Source organism: Streptomyces ureilyticus (genome assembly GCF_011045025.1).
GTDB classification, from domain to species: domain Bacteria; phylum Actinomycetota; class Actinomycetes; order Streptomycetales; family Streptomycetaceae; genus Streptomyces; species Streptomyces ureilyticus.
The window spans coordinates 1-15,595 of the sequence record NZ_JAAKZX010000100.1 but is presented as its reverse complement, the minus strand read 5'-3'; the positions used below and the strand labels follow the sequence as shown (position 1 = coordinate 15,595).

13 protein-coding genes are annotated in these 15,595 nt (G+C 68.2%); 4 read left to right on the top strand and 9 right to left on the bottom strand.

Annotated elements, in window-relative coordinates; genetic code table 11:
* Window positions 1-3: 3 nt before the first annotated feature.
* The 3 genes from G6048_RS27410 to G6048_RS27400 all read right to left on the bottom strand — a co-directional run bounded on the left by G6048_RS27410 (window position 4) and on the right by G6048_RS27400 (window position 3,833).
* Window positions 4-1,779 (bottom strand): N-acyl-D-amino-acid deacylase family protein, encoded by a 1,776-nt coding sequence (locus G6048_RS27410; protein ID WP_268979036.1) that lies wholly within the window; start codon window positions 1,777-1,779, stop codon window positions 4-6.
* Between the two features lie 25 nt (window positions 1,780-1,804).
* Window positions 1,805-2,923, bottom strand: coding sequence for an LLM class flavin-dependent oxidoreductase (locus tag G6048_RS27405; RefSeq protein ID WP_165342258.1), 1,119 nt, complete (start codon window positions 2,921-2,923; stop codon window positions 1,805-1,807).
* 133 nt (window positions 2,924-3,056) lie between these two features.
* Entirely contained in the window at window positions 3,057-3,833 is a 777-nt protein-coding gene (locus G6048_RS27400; protein ID WP_165342257.1) for an SDR family NAD(P)-dependent oxidoreductase, read from the bottom strand.
* A gap of 267 nt (window positions 3,834-4,100) precedes the next feature.
* Here G6048_RS27400 and G6048_RS27395 point away from each other — a divergent pair, with 267 nt between their 5' ends.
* Both G6048_RS27395 and G6048_RS27390 read left to right on the top strand, forming a co-directional pair.
* Complete coding sequence (locus G6048_RS27395) at window positions 4,101-4,838, top strand: hypothetical protein (protein ID WP_165342256.1); 738 nt, start codon at window positions 4,101-4,103, stop codon at window positions 4,836-4,838.
* Between the two features lie 75 nt (window positions 4,839-4,913).
* Window positions 4,914-5,726 carry a hypothetical protein gene (locus tag G6048_RS27390; protein WP_165342255.1) on the top strand — a complete coding sequence of 271 codons (813 nt, stop codon included), beginning with the start codon at window positions 4,914-4,916 and terminating at the stop codon, window positions 5,724-5,726.
* A 104-nt stretch (window positions 5,727-5,830) separates the two neighbouring features.
* Here the strand turns inward: G6048_RS27390 and G6048_RS27385 are convergent, their stop codons facing one another.
* The 4 genes from G6048_RS27385 to G6048_RS27370 form a co-directional block, all read right to left on the bottom strand.
* The gene (locus G6048_RS27385) at window positions 5,831-6,559 is read right to left on the bottom strand and encodes a helix-turn-helix transcriptional regulator (RefSeq protein WP_165342254.1); all 729 of its coding nucleotides are present in this window, start codon (window positions 6,557-6,559) and stop codon (window positions 5,831-5,833) included.
* Between the two features lie 237 nt (window positions 6,560-6,796).
* A complete protein-coding gene (locus G6048_RS27380; protein WP_206342199.1) occupies window positions 6,797-8,449 on the bottom strand; it encodes an alpha/beta hydrolase in 1,653 nt (550 codons plus the stop codon).
* 465 nt (window positions 8,450-8,914) lie between these two features.
* Complete coding sequence (locus tag G6048_RS27375; RefSeq protein WP_165342252.1) at window positions 8,915-9,817, bottom strand: LLM class F420-dependent oxidoreductase; 903 nt, start codon at window positions 9,815-9,817, stop codon at window positions 8,915-8,917.
* 44 nt (window positions 9,818-9,861) lie between these two features.
* Window positions 9,862-11,094, bottom strand: a complete 1,233-nt coding sequence (locus G6048_RS27370; protein WP_165342275.1) for an amidohydrolase family protein — start codon at window positions 11,092-11,094, stop codon at window positions 9,862-9,864.
* 277 nt (window positions 11,095-11,371) lie between these two features.
* On the opposite strand from G6048_RS27370, the gene G6048_RS27365 reads away from it, so the two are divergent.
* Together G6048_RS27365 and G6048_RS27360 are read left to right on the top strand one after the other, a co-directional pair.
* Complete coding sequence (locus G6048_RS27365) at window positions 11,372-14,332, top strand: AfsR/SARP family transcriptional regulator (protein ID WP_165342251.1); 2,961 nt, start codon at window positions 11,372-11,374, stop codon at window positions 14,330-14,332.
* A 229-nt stretch (window positions 14,333-14,561) separates the two neighbouring features.
* Window positions 14,562-14,774, top strand: a complete 213-nt coding sequence (locus G6048_RS27360; protein ID WP_165342250.1) for a hypothetical protein — start codon at window positions 14,562-14,564, stop codon at window positions 14,772-14,774.
* A 152-nt stretch (window positions 14,775-14,926) separates the two neighbouring features.
* On the opposite strand, the gene G6048_RS27355 is transcribed toward G6048_RS27360, so the two are convergent.
* Window positions 14,927-15,298 carry a fic family toxin-antitoxin system, toxin component gene (locus tag G6048_RS27355; RefSeq protein ID WP_165342249.1) on the bottom strand — a complete coding sequence of 124 codons (372 nt, stop codon included), beginning with the start codon at window positions 15,296-15,298 and terminating at the stop codon, window positions 14,927-14,929.
* Complete coding sequence (locus G6048_RS27350; protein WP_165342248.1) at window positions 15,295-15,513, bottom strand: hypothetical protein; 219 nt, start codon at window positions 15,511-15,513, stop codon at window positions 15,295-15,297. Before G6048_RS27350 ends, G6048_RS27355 begins: the two co-directional genes overlap by 4 nt.
* Window positions 15,514-15,595: the final 82 nt, after the last annotated feature.

Below are 15,595 nucleotides of genomic sequence, written 5' to 3'. Positions count from 1 at the left end.
CGGTCACTTGGTGCTCACCGTCCGCGTGTCCCGGCCCGACCGCAGCACCTTCCCCGGCACCGCCCCGGTCACCTCGTCCCCGCGAATCGCCTCGACCCCGTTCACCCAGACCGCCGTGATCCCGATCGCCTTGGAGTCCAGCCGCGGGCTGTCTCCCGGCAGGTCGTGCACCAGCGTGGCCGTACCGGCGTCGATGCGTTCCGGGTCGAACAGGACGAGGTCGGCATGCCACCCCTCGGCGATCCGCCCGCGTTCCCGCAGGCCGAAGAGCTGGGCGGGATCGTCGGTGAGCATCTGCACGGCCTGCTCCAGCGTCGCGAGCTTCCGCCCGCGCAGACAGTCCCCGATGAACCGCGTCGTGTACGGCGCCCCGCACATCCGGTCCAGATGCGCCCCCGCGTCGGACCCGCCCAGCATCACGTCCTCGTGCTGCCAGGTCTCGGCGCGCAGCGCCCAGGAGTCGGGGTCGTTGTCGGGCGGCATGGGCCAAAGGACCGTACGCATCTGGTCGTTGGCGCAGATCTCGACGATGCACTCGAAGGGTTCCTGGCCGCGTTCGGCCGCGATGTCCCGTACGACACGGCCGCTCAGCCCTTCGTTCTCCGGGCTGTACGTGTCCCCGATGACGTACCGCTCGAAGTTGGCGAGTCGACGGAAGACACCCGCCTCCTTGCTGTCCGCGCGGCGCAGCATCTCGGTGCGTACGTCCCGGTCGCGGAGTTTCGCGATCCGCTCGGGCACCGGCAGGCCGAGGATCTCGCCCCAGCCGGGGATCAGGTTGAGGGCGCAGAAGGTGCCGAGCGACATGTTCATCGGCGTGAGGATCGGCATCGTCAGCGCGATGATCCGGCCACCGGCCTTACGGGCGCGCTCACTTGCGGCCAGTTGCCTCGGTACGCGCTCGGGGACGGATGCGTCGATCGTCAGAACATTCCAGTTCAGGGGCCGGCCCGCCGACGCGCTCATCTCCACGAAGAGATCGATCTCGTCATCGCTGAACTGATCGAGGCAGCCCGCCACGATGGCCTCGATCTGCGTGCCCTCGTGTTCGGCGACGGCACGGGACAGGGCCAGCAGTTCGGCCGGTTTCGCATGCCGCGAGGCGACCGGTTTCCCGTCACCGTCGGAGTGCGAGGAGGACTGGGTGGTCGACAGCCCCCAGCCCCCCGCGTCCATCGACTCATGGAACAGCCGCAGCATCTCCGCCAGTTGCTCCTCGGAAGGCTGCCCGCCCACGGCATCCGGCCCCATCACATACCGCCGCAGCGCACAATGCCCCACCATGAACCCCGCGTTGACGGCAATCCGCCCCTCGAGAGCATCGAGATACTCCCCGAACGAATGCCAACTCCAAGGCGCCCCCTCCTCGAGCGCCACCAACGACATCCCCTCCACCTTGGACATCATCCGCCGCGTGTAGTCGGCGTCTTCGGGCCGAGAGGGGTTCAGGGGCGCGAGCGTGAAGCCGCAGTTCCCGCCGGCGACGGTCGTCACCCCGTGGTTGAGGGAGGGAGTCGCGTACGGGTCCCAGAAGAGCTGGGCGTCATAGTGGGTGTGGGGATCGACGAAGCCGGGGGCGAGAACGAGGCCAGAGGCGTCCTCGGACGTACGAGCCTCCTCGGTGACCGTACCGATGACGGCGATCCGCCCGTCGCGTATCCCCACGTCGGCGGTATAGGCGGGCGCGCCCGTCCCGTCGACGACGGTCGCGCCTTTGATGACGTGATCGAGCATGGAGCTCGCCTCCTTAAACTCCGGTGCACTGGACGCGCCCTTCAGGGGCGCGGGGCTGTTTCAACGGCGCTCACGCGCTCGCACGGAACCGCGAGGTCCGATGCACAGGATCCGTATCGATCTTCGGAATCACGTGCTCCCCGACGAGCCGAATCGTCTGCAACGTGTCCTCACGCGAGATCCCGATCGGCAGTCCAAAGGACAACTGATCGGCCCCCGCCTGCTCCCACCTCTTGCACTGCGTGAGCACCTCATCCGGGTCCCCGCAGATCAACAACTCCTCAGCGATGAGATGCTCGATGATCTCCTCGCTGAACTCAGGAAGCGTCTCCGGCCACACCGGGAAACCCTCCGGCCGAGGAAACGTGTCGTGGTACCGGAACACCAGCGACTGCAGATAGTGCAGGTTCCCGCCGGCGGCGATCCGCACCGCCTCCTCATGCGTAGGCGCACAGACAGCCGTAGACGTCACCATGACGTTGTCGTTGACGAACGCACCCACCGGCTCCGCCTCGACCACCGCCGTCTTGTACTGCTCCAGCACCCACTCCATGTCGGAGACCTTCTGCACGCTGAAGCCGAGCACACCCAGCCCCTTGCGGGCGGCCATGGCGTACGAGGGCGGGGACCCGGCCGCGTACCACATGGCGGGGTGCGCCTTCCCGTACGGCTTGGGGAGGATCTTGCGCGGCGGCAGCGACCAGTGCTTGCCCTGGAACCCGACGTACTCCTCCTGGAGCCACATCTTCGGGAACTCGGCGATGGTCTCTTCCCAGATCTCCTTGGTGTAGTTCATGTCGGTGACGCCGGGGATGAAGCCGAGGATCTCGTGCGAACCCGCGCCCCGTCCGCTGCCGAACTCGAAGCGGCCTTCGGAGAGATGGTCGAGCATCGCGACCTTCTCGGCGACCTTCACCGGGTGGTTGACCTGGGCGAGGGGGTTGAAGATCCCCGACCCCAGATGGATCCGCTCGGTGGCGTGCGCCAGATACCCGAGGAAGACCTCGTTCGCCGAGAGGTGCGAGTATTCCTCCAGGAAGTGGTGCTCGGACGCCCAGGCGTACTTGAAGCCGGACTTGTCCGCCTGGATGACGTACTCGGTCTCCTCCATCAGCGCCTTGTGCTCGGCGAGCGGATCGGTCTCGGCCCGCTTGCCCACGTATCCCTGTACAAAGAGCCCGAATTCCAAGGAGGTTCACCGTCCCCAACATCGGCTTGAAGCGGATCTGACGAGGCGTCAGTTCTGCTGCGCAGACTGTCGCACCGCACCCGCGAAGGGTCAATACCTGACGGGACGTCAGCACGTCAGGGATGCCAGGACGTCAGAGAACGCTGACCCCCGCCAGCCAGCCACCGTCGATCACGAACGGCTGCCCCGTGATGTACGAGGAGTCGTCACCGGAGAGGAAGAGGACCAGCCGCGCCACCTCCTCCGGCCGACCGATCCGCCCGAGCGGCACACGCTTGCGGTACAGCCGGTCGATGCCCTCGGCGGCCTTCTCGGCGTCCGCGTCCGGGTTGAGCTGGGCCGGGTTGCTCATGGCGGTGTCGATCGCACCCGGGCAGACGGCGTTGACGCGTATCCCCTTCCCGGCCAGCTCCAGCGCGGCCACCCGCGTCAGCCCGACGATCGCGTGCTTGGTCGCCGCGTACGCGCCGATCCAGGCCATGCCCGTCATCCCCGCGTACGAGGCGGTGTTCACGATCGTGCCGCCGCCCGCCGCTTCGATCTCGGGCGCGACGGTCTTGATGCCGAGGAAGACCCCGACCTGGTTGACCTGCACGATCTGCTGGAACTCCTCCAGCGGCGTGCTCACCAGCTCGTTGAAGCGCAGGATCCCGGCGTTGTTCACCAGCCCGTCGATCCGCCCGTACGCCTCCTTGGCCACGGCCACCGCGGACTGCCAGTCGGCCTCCTGGCTCACGTCGAGGTGCACGTACCGCGCGCCCAACTCCTTGGCCAGCGCCTCCCCTTGATCGTCCAGTACGTCTCCGATGACGACCTCGGCGCCCTCCGCGACGAAGAGCCGCGCCTCCTGCTCACCCTGGCCGCGCGCGGCACCGGTGATGAGGACGACGCGTCCGTCGAGCTTGCCCATGGGGTGCCTCTCCTTCGTCGCCTGCGTGCTGACGCATCTTGCTGACGCTTGTCGATGCTTCCTGACGCCTCATCGTCGTATCTGACGGATCGTCAGGCAAGAGGGAGGGAGCGACGACATGGGGGGCGATGTGGCCCATCGCACACGCGAAGTGACCGACAGGTAGGGACATTTGACTCTGTCGGGACCGCGAAGCGAACGCCAATATTTCCCAACAGGAAAGCAAAGGAACTGCCAATAAAACCCCCCTCAAGGAGAGAGAAAAGCGTGGCGAAGAGGCGATTCAAGAACAAGAAGGTCCGGTATGTAGCGATCGGCGCGGCGCTCACGACGGGTGCCGCCGTCGCCACGGTGGTGCTGCCGTCGGCCAACGCGGCCGAGGAGAAGACCGCACAAGAGATCATCACTATGTGCGAAAGGACCAAGGTCCTCAACGGCAAGAAACAGTCCCTCGAGGACTTTGGCGGCCATGGGATCGCCGGCCCCGGTTTCCAGTCCGACAGCTGCAAGTTCGTCGAGACGGGTTTCGAGACCTTCAACGGCCCCAAGGAGAAGGTCACGGTCGACTTCCCGAACTGCGAGGCCAACTCCAGCCCGAAGGCCGAGTTCAAGTGGACGGCGACCGTGGGCCAGGGCGAGGGCAAGTACACCGCGACACAACAAGGTGCCGCTGGAGGGCTCTTCGGCGCGCTGAGCGGGTCCTGGCTCAAGCACAAGGGAACGACCGACATCACCGTCAAGACGGTCACCGCCGGCGACAGCGAAACCAGGCAGGTTCCCGAAGGCAAGGTCCTCCACATGGAGTTCACGCCGAGGATGCAGCGCATGACGGGCGAATGGCAAGTGAAGATCAACGCCCGCGAGGCGACCACCACCACCAATGCCGTCCCCGAGCAGAACTACACAGCGCCGGAGGTCATCGAGGGACCCGTCGTTCTGCCAAAAGCGGCCGGCGCTCCCGGAGTCGCGGACGGGGCGCTCGATCCCGTAGAGACCGACTGCTGACGGGCCTGCCTGCCTCCCCCATACTCGCGACCCCCACCGCTTCCCCCACTTTCCCCCTCCAAGAGGAGACGCACCATGACACGCCCCGGCCACAAGGGAAATCATCGGAGCAAGAAGAAGCGCATCACGATCGCGCTGGCCCCGGTGGTGGCCGCCGCCGTCGCCATTCCGCTGATGAACCAGGCGGGTGCCGCCACACCCTCCGAAGTATCGAGGGACTGCGCGGAGAACGCCGCGACACTGGAGAACTGCGAATTCGTCGACGTCCAGGTCAAGAGGAACAACCTGGGTCCCAACAAACGCGTCTCGACGCCGTTCAACAACTGCGGTAAGACGACCGAAGGCGAGAAGGCCTTCAACGTGTCCACGTCGGTGACCAGGTTCATCACGCTCGAAGACGGCTTCGTCGCCGCCGCCGACTCGAAGCTGGCGAACTCGTTCTTCGAGATCGGCACCAAGTTCAACACGACGGAGTTCAACCTCCAGCGTGACGACAAGGGGACCGGCTTCGACTTCTCCAGGACGGACACGGTGCTGCCCGACCACGTCGGGTTCTTCATGTGGTCCGAGAAGCGCACCGACGTGAGCGGATTCCTCAGGGCCACGTACAAGGAGGCGCAGGACGGCCAGACGGTGTTCTTCTCCCCCAAGGAGAACGGCACGAGCGTGCACGTCTTCTATCCGCAGCTCCTGAAGAACGGCACACCTGACGGCCGTCTCTGGCTGCGCAACGCGAAGTGCGGTACGCCGCAGGCCGATGAAGCCCTGAACGGCAGCAACCCGCAGGTCGCCGAGATCCGTGCCGACTCGGAGCAGCCCGGATTCGGCAAGGGCGGCGCGAACGTCACGGACGTCGAGATCCCGCTGTCGGAGATCCCGGCGCCGTAACTCTTCGGGAGGACGGCCGTAGCCGACGGTGCCGGCATCGCGTCCGGCACCAAGCCCCCGCTTCTCGTCGAGCGGGGGCTACTTCCGTAGCCGTCACGGCAACGTCAGCCCGTGGACCCCAGGTGGTCGCCGTGCCTGGCACCGAGCCATCGCAGGACCGCGTCCGTACTCCCCCGGGCGTCGAGCTTGGCGTAGATGTTGCTGAGGTTGTTGCGGACCGTCTTCTCGGTCAGCCTCAGACGCACGCCGATCTCCTGTGCGCCCAGACCGGTGGACAGTAACTCCATGATCTGGCGCTCGCGGGGGGAGAGTAGGGCCCGCAGCCGCTGCAAGGCGTCGTCGCGCGGGACCGCCATCCGCTGCGCGCATTCCCTGAGGGCCGCGCACGCCGCCGGTGAGAGATAGGTGTGGCCGGTCGTGGATCCCAAGACCGCCGCGGAGAGCATGCAGGTGCAGTAGTCGCCTTCGACCAGGTAGCCGGCTCCACCGCGGAAGACGTCCACGATCGTCTCGGGGTCGCGCTCAGGACTGATGACGATCACTGACGCGTTCATGTCATCCATAGCGCTGAGCAGCCTCGGGAAGGCCTCCGCCGGGTTCTCGCAGGGCAGCACCACGACGTCCGCGGTGTCGGCGTGCTCGCGCAGCGCTTGGTGAGGCTCGGGGGCGTGCACTACTCGGCCCACGTACGGATCGTCCGGGGCCGGCCAGTCGTCGTGCGGCCAGTCCTCCTCGGCGCAGGCCAGGACGACGGTCAGTCTCCGTGAGGAATCAACGTGAGTGGGGGGACGGGGGACGTGATTCGCGGTGCTGACGTGCCTGGAAGATCGCATCTCGCGGGTCCTTCGGCCGAAGTCGTGACGTCTTTACGTACGGGGCTCGGCGTGGGCCTGTTCAAATCTTCAAAGAATTCCTGTCATGCTGTCAGACAGGTCGCTGAGAACGTGCGAAACCCCGGACGCTCGACGTGTGGGGGCGGGCGCCCGGGGCTCGTGCCGACCGATCAGGCATGGAAGCGATCAGCTCACCGAACCGATCAGCTCACCGAACCGGTCGGTTCACGGAAACGGTCAGCTCACCTCGCCGATGCGCTCCACGCGCTCGTTGACGCCGTTGCGGAGTTCGCCCAGGGTCGTGCCGGGCGGGGCCTTCTTCGGTGTGCTGGACGGCGGCGGGGTCTCGTCGGCGCAGGTCGTGCCGGAGGCCGGCACCTTCAGGTCGACCAGGTAGCCGACGACCGCGTCCGTCGCGCAGGCGCTGCGGCCGAAGGCGGTATGCCCCTCGGCCTGGAAGGTCAGCAGCGAGGCGTTGTCCAGCTGCCGGCTGAGGGCGACCGCGTCCTGGTACGGGGTATCCGGGTCACCGGTGGTGCCGAGGACCAGGATCGGCGCCGAACCCCTCGCCCGGAAGGAGCCGTCGTAGCGGCTGGCCTTCTCGGCGGGCCACTGCACGCACGCGGTGGCGTGCTGGTGGTCGTACGTCGGCGGGCCGTACGCCATGGCCGGGCCCAGCAGCGGCGCGTCCTTCGCGTTGGCCGTCACGTTCCGCTGCAGCTTGCGCAGGCTCTTCGGGTAGTCCTTGTCGACGCACTCGACGACCACGTTCGGGCCGAGGAAGTCGAAGCTGGCCGGGGACGGCGGCCGCAGCAGGAACGAGGTGTTGTCCCGCAGCTGCGCCTTCTTCAGCGCCTCGCCGAGCGAGGGCCAGATGACCTTGCCCTCGTTGATGTTGAACATCAGCCGGTAGACGAGGGTGTAGCCATTGGCCTGCCCGCCGTTCGCGGTCGGCACCGGATTCGCGTCGAGGTCCTTCTTCAGCTTCTCGAACGCCCCGCGCGGGTCGCCGTCGCCGAAGCCGCAGGTCGCCGGGTCGGCGGCGCACCAGTCGAGGAAGCGGCTCACCGAGCCGTCCAGCGCCAGGTACTGGGCCCGGTCGTAGTCGTAGGGGCGGTAGGCGTACTTGTACGGGTCGTACGCCCCGTCGAGCGACAGCGCCCGCACCCGCTTCGGGAACATCGCCGCGTACACGGTTCCGATGTACGAGCCGAACGACCGGCCGTAGTAGGTGAGTTGCTTCTCGCCGAGCGCCTGCCGGAGCAGGTCGATGTCACGGGCGACGTACTCGGTGCCGACGTACGGCAGCAGCTCGCCCGAGTTGTCGAGGCAGGCCTGGTTGAACTCGGCCGCCTCGCGCACCGCCGGACCGAAGGCGTCGGGGCCGGGAACACCCTTCGCGTCGGTGACGGCCTTGGTGTAGCGGGCGTCGTCGAAGCAGGTCAGCGCCGAACTGCGGCCGACACCGCGGACGTCGTAGCCGAAGACGTCGAACGAGTCGCGCAGCGCGGCCGGCAGGTCCTCGTAGTTGTTGCGGACGAAGTCCACCCCGGAGTTGCCGGGCCCGCCGGGCTGCATGAAGAGCGTGCCCTTGCGCTTCGCCGGGTCGGCCGCCTTCTTGCGGACCACCGCGAGCGTGATCGTGCGCCCCTGCGGCTCCCGGTAGTCCAGCGGAACATCGGCGTTGGCGCACTCGAAGCCGCCCTGGCAGTCGGACCAGGTGAGCGTCGGGACGGGCGGCGGCGGTGTCTTGGCCGAATGCGGCTTCTGAGCGGTGTCCTGCGCGGCCATCGCCTGTGTCGCGGTCCCCGTTGCCGCGAGGACGAGCGCGGTCACCGCGGCACCGACGAGTCTGAGACGCCTGGGACGTCTCCGCGCGTGCTGATACATCGTCAAGTTTCCCCCTGAGCGGTCGAATCCCCGAGAACCCACTGGTGAATGTGGGGTCGAAGAATGTCTAGCCGAGTAGAGGGGGAAAAGGCCAGAGGGGTTACCAACTGCTTGCCGAGATGTGCGCACGAGGGCGGATTAGCTCGATCGTGTGATGGTCGGCTTCCGGGCTTGCAGCAGTGTGGGCTGTTCGGGCTACGGTGATCGTGCGATCTGGGACGCCGGGTACGGTGCCAGCGTGCGGGGCCCCCGCTCCACCGGAGTGATGGTTCGGGGCCTCCCCGTCGCCTCTGGCCGTACCTATATGGCCAGGTCGTGAGGGAACCGGCCTCCCGGGCCCGGACCATGCACAGGATGCGTGTCGCCGCCCCGGGGTTGAGTACGCCGGGGACCAGTGCGCCCAAGACCGTTCGGGGCGTGCGGCTGAGCGGGTTCACTCCCACTCAGTCCCCAGGAACGGTTCAACTAGAGATGCGGAGCCACCTCCGCTCCGAACGTCCCCATCTGGTCCGTGAGTTCGCTTCGGCTGCGGGAGCGGAAGCGGACCTGGATCTGGTGAACGCCCATTGCCTGGTACGCCCGTAGCGACTCGGCGAGTGCTTCAGGGTGGCCGGAGAGTGTGCGACGCCCGACGTCCCAACCCGGCTCCCCCACGTACAGCGGCTCGGTGATGGCGCCGACGACGACCGGCTCGGTGACGCCCGCCTCCTGTCGTATTCGCTTCAGTTGGGCGATCTGGGACGGGAGTCGGTCCCGCGGATCCCCCTGCGGCAGCCAGCCGTCTCCCTTGACCGCAGCCCGGCGTAGAGCGGCCGGTGAGGAACCGCCGACCCAGATGGGTACGTGAGACTGCGCCGGCCGGGGCCGTTGCCCGAGCCCTTCGAAGTCGTACAACTTCCCGTGATGCTCCGGGAATTCATCACGCCCCAGGGCTGATCGCAGCGCGTCGATGCTCTCGTCGAGTACGGGGCCGCGACGCTCGAAGTCGGCCCCGAGCGCCTCGAACTCCTCCTGTACGTGGCCGGCGCCGACGCCGAGGATCAAGCGGCCGCCGCTCAGGTGGTCGAGGGTCGCGTACTGCTTGGCCGTGATGAGCGGGTGCCGGAGTCCGACCACGGCGACATGGCTGAGCAGCCGAACGCGCTCCGTCACCGAGGCAAGAAACGCGAGGGTGGCGACGGGGTCGTACCAGACGGTGCTCATCGCGGCGGCGAGCCGGCGCGGGATGGCGACGTGGTCGCAGCTCGCGACGTAGGCGAAGCCGGAGCGGTCGGCGGTACGGGCGATCTCGACGAGGTCGTCAGGACCGGCCGCCGCCTCCCACGCCTCGGCGTAGATCGTGCTCTGCGACTGGATCGGGAGCTGCATCCCGTACTCCAGTCCGTGCTGCAGGCCATGCTGCGGTCCGATGCTCAACGGGCACCGCCCGGTCCGGCCCACAGCCCGTCCTCCGTCAGCCCCAGCAGATCGATGGCGTTCCGCCGTACGATCCGGTCGACCACGTCCGCGTCCAGGTGCCCCATCTGTGCCTCGCCGACCTCGCGGGACTTGGGCCAGGTGGAGTCGGAGTGGGGGTAGTCGGTCTCGTAGAGCACGTTCGGGACGCCGATCGCGTCCAGGTTCTTCAGGCCGAAGGCGTCGTCGAAGAAGCAGCCGTAGACGTGCTCGGCGAAGAGCTCGGAGGGCGGCCGGTGGACCTTGTCGGCGACGCCGCCCCAGCCACGGTTCTCCTCCCACACCACGTCCGCGCGCTCCAGGATGTACGGGATCCAGCCGATCTGGCCCTCCGCGTACATGACCTTGAGGTTCGGGAAGCGTTCGAACTTGCCGCTCATCAGCCAGTCGACCATCGAGAAGCAGCAGTTGGCGAAGGTGATGGTGGAGCCGACGGCGGGCGGCGCGTCCGCGGAGGTGGAGGGCATCTTGCTGCTGGACCCGATGTGCATGGCGATGACCGTGCCGGTCTCGTCGCAGGCGGCGAGGAACGGGTCCCAGTCGTCCGTGTGGACGGACGGCAGTCCGAGGTGCGGGGGTATCTCGGAGAAGGCGACGGCGCGTACGCCGCGAGCGGCATTGCGGCGTACCTCCTGCGCCGCCAGCTCGGCGTCCCAGAGCGGGATGAGGGTGAGCGGTATCAGCCGGCCCTGCGCCTCGGGGCCGCACCACTCCTCCACCATCCAGTCGTTGTACGCGCGGACGCCGAGGAGGCCGAGCTCGTGGTCCTTCGCCTCCGTGAAGGTCTGGCCGCAGAAGCGGGGGAAGGTGGGGAAGCAGACCGCGCTCTGGACGTGGTTGACGTCCATGTCGGCGAGGCGCTGCGGGACGTCGTACGAGCCGGGGCGCATCTGCTCGTACGTGATGATCTCGAGCTTGATCTCGTCGCGGGAGTACCCGACGGCGGTGTCGAGGCGGGTGAGGGGGCGGTGCAGGTCCTCGTAGACCCACCAGTCGCCGATCGGGCCGTCGTCGCCGGGGCTGCCCATGACGGGGGCGAACTTGCCGCCCAGGAAGGTCATTTCCTTCAGTGGCGCGCGGACGATACGGGGGCCTCGGTCCTGGTACTTCGACGGGAGCCGGTCCCGCCAGACGTTGGGGGGCTCGACCGTGTGGTCGTCCACCGAGATGATCTTCGGGAAAGTCTCCATGGTCTCCATGGGGTCTTACGGTAGCGCCGATCTGACGGGGCGTCAGCTATGCGGACATCGTGCGGTCAACGGCTGCCTGGCCGAGCTGCCCCTGTATCCGTTGGCGGTAAGCGGTCTCTAGGTTGAGAGGAGCTTGTGAGGGCCGTGTGAGACGTTTCAGTCCATGGCATGTCCGCCTGTGATCGGCGTCTCCCACGGCTGACGTATCCGGCGGTCACAAGGCAAACTGGCCTGGTTGTCATGACAGTTCGACAGGGGTTTCGGCAGGGGGACAGCGATGGACGGTGTACCGCGAGTAGAGCCGCTGGAGCAGGGGCGCCCCGAGGAATCGGCCGCGCCGCTCCGCTTCAGCCTGCTCGGCCCGGTACGCGCCTGGCACGGCGCGGAACCGTTGCCCACCGGTTCCCCGCAGCAGCGGGCACTGCTCGCGGCATTGCTCCTGCGCGAGGGCCGTACGGCCACGGCTTCCGAACTGATCGACGCCCTCTGGGGCGAGGAGCCCCCCTCGCAGGCGCTGGCGGCGGTCCGCACGTACGCCTCCCGCCTCCGGAAGGTCCTCGGCTCCGGGGTCCTGGTCAGCGAGTCGGGCGGGTACGCGATCCGCTCGCTCGGCGAGGGGGCGCTGGACCTCGCCCTGGCCCAAGAGCTGGCGGCGGACGCGGAGAAGGCTCGTACCGCCGGGGATCTGTGTCATGCGCGCACCCTGCTGAACAAGGCGCTGAGCCTGTGGGACGGGGAGGTACTGGCGGGCGTTCCGGGTCCGTACGCGGACACGCAGCGGACGCGGCTGGAGGAGTGGCGGCTGCAACTGGCCGAGGCCCGGCTCGACATGGACCTCGAACAGGGCTGCCACGCGGAGGCCGTCTCCGAGCTGACCGCCCTGACGGCGGCCCATCCGCTGCGCGAGCGCCTGCGGGAACTGCTGATGCTGGCGCTGTACCGCAGCGGGCGGCAGGCGGAGGCGCTGGCGGTGTACGCGGACACGCGCCGCCTGCTGGCGGATGAGCTGGGGGTGGATCCGCGGCCGGGGTTGAAGGAGTTGCAGCAGCGGATCTTGCAGGCGGACCCGGCACTGGCGGAACCGTCTGAGCCGGTGGAAGAGCCTGCGGCTGCGCCCGTGAAACCGGCCCAACTTCCCGCCAGTGTCTCGGACTTCACCGGTCGGGCGTCTTTCGTGGCCGAACTGCGCGAGGTGCTGTCGGCGACGTCGGCGGCCGAGGGCCGGGTGATGGCGGTGTCGGCATTGGCCGGTATCGGGGGCGTGGGGAAGACGACGCTGGCTGTGCATGTGGCACACCAGGCGCGGTCCTCGTTCCCCGACGGGCAGTTGTACGTGGACCTCCAGGGGGCGGGGGCGCGGGCGGCCGAGCCGGAGACGGTGCTGGGGGCTTTCCTGCGGGCATTGGGGACTGCCGACTCCGCCATCCCGGACTCGCTGGAGGAGCGGGCGGCTCTGTACCGGTCGGTTCTGGACGGGCGGCGGGTGCTCGTGCTGCTGGACAACGCGCGGGACGCCGCCCAGGTGCGTCCGCTCCTGCCCGGGACGGAGGGCTGCGCGGCGCTGGTCACTTCGCGCGTACGGATGGTGGACCTGGCGAGCGCGCACCTGGTGGACCTGGACGTGATGTCTCCCGAAGAAGCGCTGCTGCTCTTCACGAAGATCGTGGGCGAGGAACGGGTGGCGTCCGAGCGGAAGGCCGCGCTGGACGTGGTCGCGGCCTGCGGCTTCCTGCCCCTCGCCATCCGGATCGCGGCGTCACGGCTGGCGGCCCGTCGTACGTGGACGGTGTCGGTGCTGGCGGCGAAGCTGGGCGATGAGCGGCGGCGGCTTGATGAGCTGCAGGCCGGGGATCTGGCGGTGAAGGCCACGTTCGAGCTGGGGTACGGGCAGTTGGAGCCGGCACAGGCACGGGCGTTCCGGCTCCTGGGACTGGCCGACGGTCCGGACATCTCGCTGGCCGCCGCCGCGGCCGTACTGGACCTTCCGCCGGACGACACCGAGGACTTGCTGGAGTCGCTGGTCGATACGTCGCTGCTGGAGTCCGCGGCGCCGGGTCGTTATCGGTACCACGACTTGGTGCGGCTCTACGCGCGTGCATGCGCGGAGCGGGACGAGCAGCCGCCGAGCGAGCGGGAGGCGGCGATGTCGCGGTTGCTGGACTTCTACCTGGCCACGGCGGCGGGGGTTTACGCGATCGAGCGGCCGGGGGATCGGCTGGTGGATCACCTGGAGGCGACGGAGTACGCGGGGCTGCGGTTCACCGAGGGTGCCGCCGCCCTGGACTGGCTGTACACGGAGGCGGCTTCGCTGTTGGCCTGCGTGCAGCAGTCCGCGGGCACGGACAGGATCCGGCGTGCGGTCGACCTCCTGTGGATGGCCAAGGACCTGACCGAGTCGGGCGCGAACTCCCACCAGTACGAGACAACGGCCAGAGCGGCGTGCGAGGCCACCCGGGCCGCGGGAGACGTACGGGCGGAGGGCAGAGCGCGTACGACCCTTTCCCAAGTCCTCTTGGTCTCCGGACGTATCGAGCAGGCGGCGGAACAGGCCGAGCTGGCTATGGAGCTCGCGGCGTCAGCGGGGGACGTCACCGCGCGGAGCTGGGCGGCCAACGACCGGGGCAACGTCTTCTTGCGGCAGAAGCGGTACGTGGACGCCAGGGCTCTCTATGAACAGGCGATAGAGGGCTACCGGGCGGTCGGCAACAGGGCGAACGAAGCAGTCGCACTCGCCAACCTCTCCCGCGCCCACTTGGGGATGGGCAACGTCGCGAGGGCCGTCGAGATCGCACAGCAGGCGCTCGCGGCACACGCCGAGTTGGGAAGGCCGATGCGTAAAGCCAACGGGCACTACAACTTGGGCATGGCTCTGACCGCCGCCGGACGTCACGCCGAGGCGCTCGGCGAGTTCTCGGACGCGCTGAGCATCTTCACGGACCACCGGCAGCGGCTCTGGCAGGGGAACACCCACTTCCGGATCGCCGAAGTGCATCTCGCCGTCCGCCGCCCGGCTCGAGCGGCCCAAGGAGCTGAACAGGCGCTCGCCCTGGGCTGCGTCGGCGGCGACTGGATGCGGGGCAATGTCCTGACCCTCCTCGGCCGGGCACTCTCGGCTCTCGGGCAGGCGGACCGGGCGCAGGCCTGCTGGCGGGAGGCCCTCAACCTCTACGAAGCGAACGACAGCGCCGAGGAAGCCGACGAGGTACGCGCGCTGCTCAGGCCTGCCGCGGCAGCCTGAGCATGCCTCAGCAACAAGAGACTCTCCAGTGTGTTGCGGACGTTCAGCATTCGTTTATCGCCGCAAGGCACTGTCATATCTGTCACACCGTCGCGTCGGGGGGCAGACGGTCTGACGAGGAGCCCGACCGGGGGATACGGCTCCGCGACGCCCGTCCGGTGGCCCTCGGGGGAGCATCCGGGCGGGCGTTCCTCACTTCGCACTCACCAGAGAAGAGGAAGTTGAGCACATGACCGAGAAGGCCAAGGACACGGACTTCAAGCCCGCAGACAACAGCCCGCCCAGCGAGCCGGTAGGCAAGGAGGGCTTCACCACGCTGGACAACAGCCCGCCGAGCGAGCCGGTGTCCGACGGGGGCGCGACCACCCAGGACAACAGCCCGCCCAGCCAGCCGGTGTCGGACGGGGACACCAAGCCCGAGGACAACAGCCCGCCCAGCTGACACTCCAAGAAGCCCACTTCCCGACGGGGATCGGCCGCGGCGGCGCGGAGGGGGAGCCGCCGCGGCCGAGGCATGCCCGATGGGGGCCGAGCCCACATGGCTCGGCCCCCATCGGCATGCTCGGCCTCGCCCGCCTACACCCCCTGACCGCCTCAAACCGCCCAGGTCTTCAGCACCGCCGCAACACTCCGCGCCGTACAGCTCTCCTTCTTCAACTCAGCCACCAGCGCGGTGACCCTCTCCTGGTCCAGCTTGGACGGCACCCCCGAAGCGACCAGGTAGGCGTGGGCCACCGCCACGGCGACCCGTACGTTGGAACGCTCCAGCCATCGCATACGGCCCAGCGAGTGAGCGAGGGCGGCGGCCTTGGCGGAGGAGCCGTGATAGACGTCCTGGCCGACGAGGACGGCCCGATGACGTTCGACAGCGGCGACAGGCACGCCATAGTCGTCGATACCCGGATCATCCGCGCCGGCCCGCTGGGCGACTTCAAGGATCCAGGCGAGATCCACTTGGACGGTCACGAACCGGTCTCCCCTTCCAGCTCGTCGATCAGATCCCCGTACTCGTCGAGCACCTCCTGCGCCGCGGCCATGAAGACCGCACGCACACGCTCGTTGTCGCTACGGATCAGCTGCTCGACGTACTCGTTGACCGGTATCCGCCTCGTTTCCGCGGCCTGCCTGGCCATCTCGGCGGTCTCGTCGTCCATACGGATGTTGATCTGCGTCTTGGCCATGGCCTGAAGGTACCACCTGATACCAATCTGCCGGACGACGTCACCCACCCCCCACCTCACACCACACCGTCTTGCCCCTGTC

Bases quoted from the DNA above. Each gene is read 5' to 3' on its own strand.
- G6048_RS27400 (WP_165342257.1), bottom strand. From the start codon at position 3,833: ATGGGCAAGCTCGACGGACGCGTCGTCCTCATCACCGGTGCCGCGCGC.
- G6048_RS27390 (WP_165342255.1), top strand. From the start codon at position 4,914: ATGACACGCCCCGGCCACAAGGGAAATCATCGGAGCAAGAAGAAGCGC.
- G6048_RS27385 (WP_165342254.1), bottom strand. From the start codon at position 6,559: ATGCGATCTTCCAGGCACGTCAGCACCGCGAATCACGTCCCCCGTCCC.
- G6048_RS27380 (WP_206342199.1), bottom strand. From the start codon at position 8,449: ATGTATCAGCACGCGCGGAGACGTCCCAGGCGTCTCAGACTCGTCGGT.
- G6048_RS27375 (WP_165342252.1), bottom strand. From the start codon at position 9,817: ATGCAGCTCCCGATCCAGTCGCAGAGCACGATCTACGCCGAGGCGTGG.
- G6048_RS27370 (WP_165342275.1), bottom strand. From the start codon at position 11,094: ATGGAGACTTTCCCGAAGATCATCTCGGTGGACGACCACACGGTCGAG.
- G6048_RS27365 (WP_165342251.1), top strand. From the start codon at position 11,372: ATGGACGGTGTACCGCGAGTAGAGCCGCTGGAGCAGGGGCGCCCCGAG.
- G6048_RS27360 (WP_165342250.1), top strand. From the start codon at position 14,562: ATGACCGAGAAGGCCAAGGACACGGACTTCAAGCCCGCAGACAACAGC.
- G6048_RS27350 (WP_165342248.1), bottom strand. From the start codon at position 15,513: ATGGCCAAGACGCAGATCAACATCCGTATGGACGACGAGACCGCCGAG.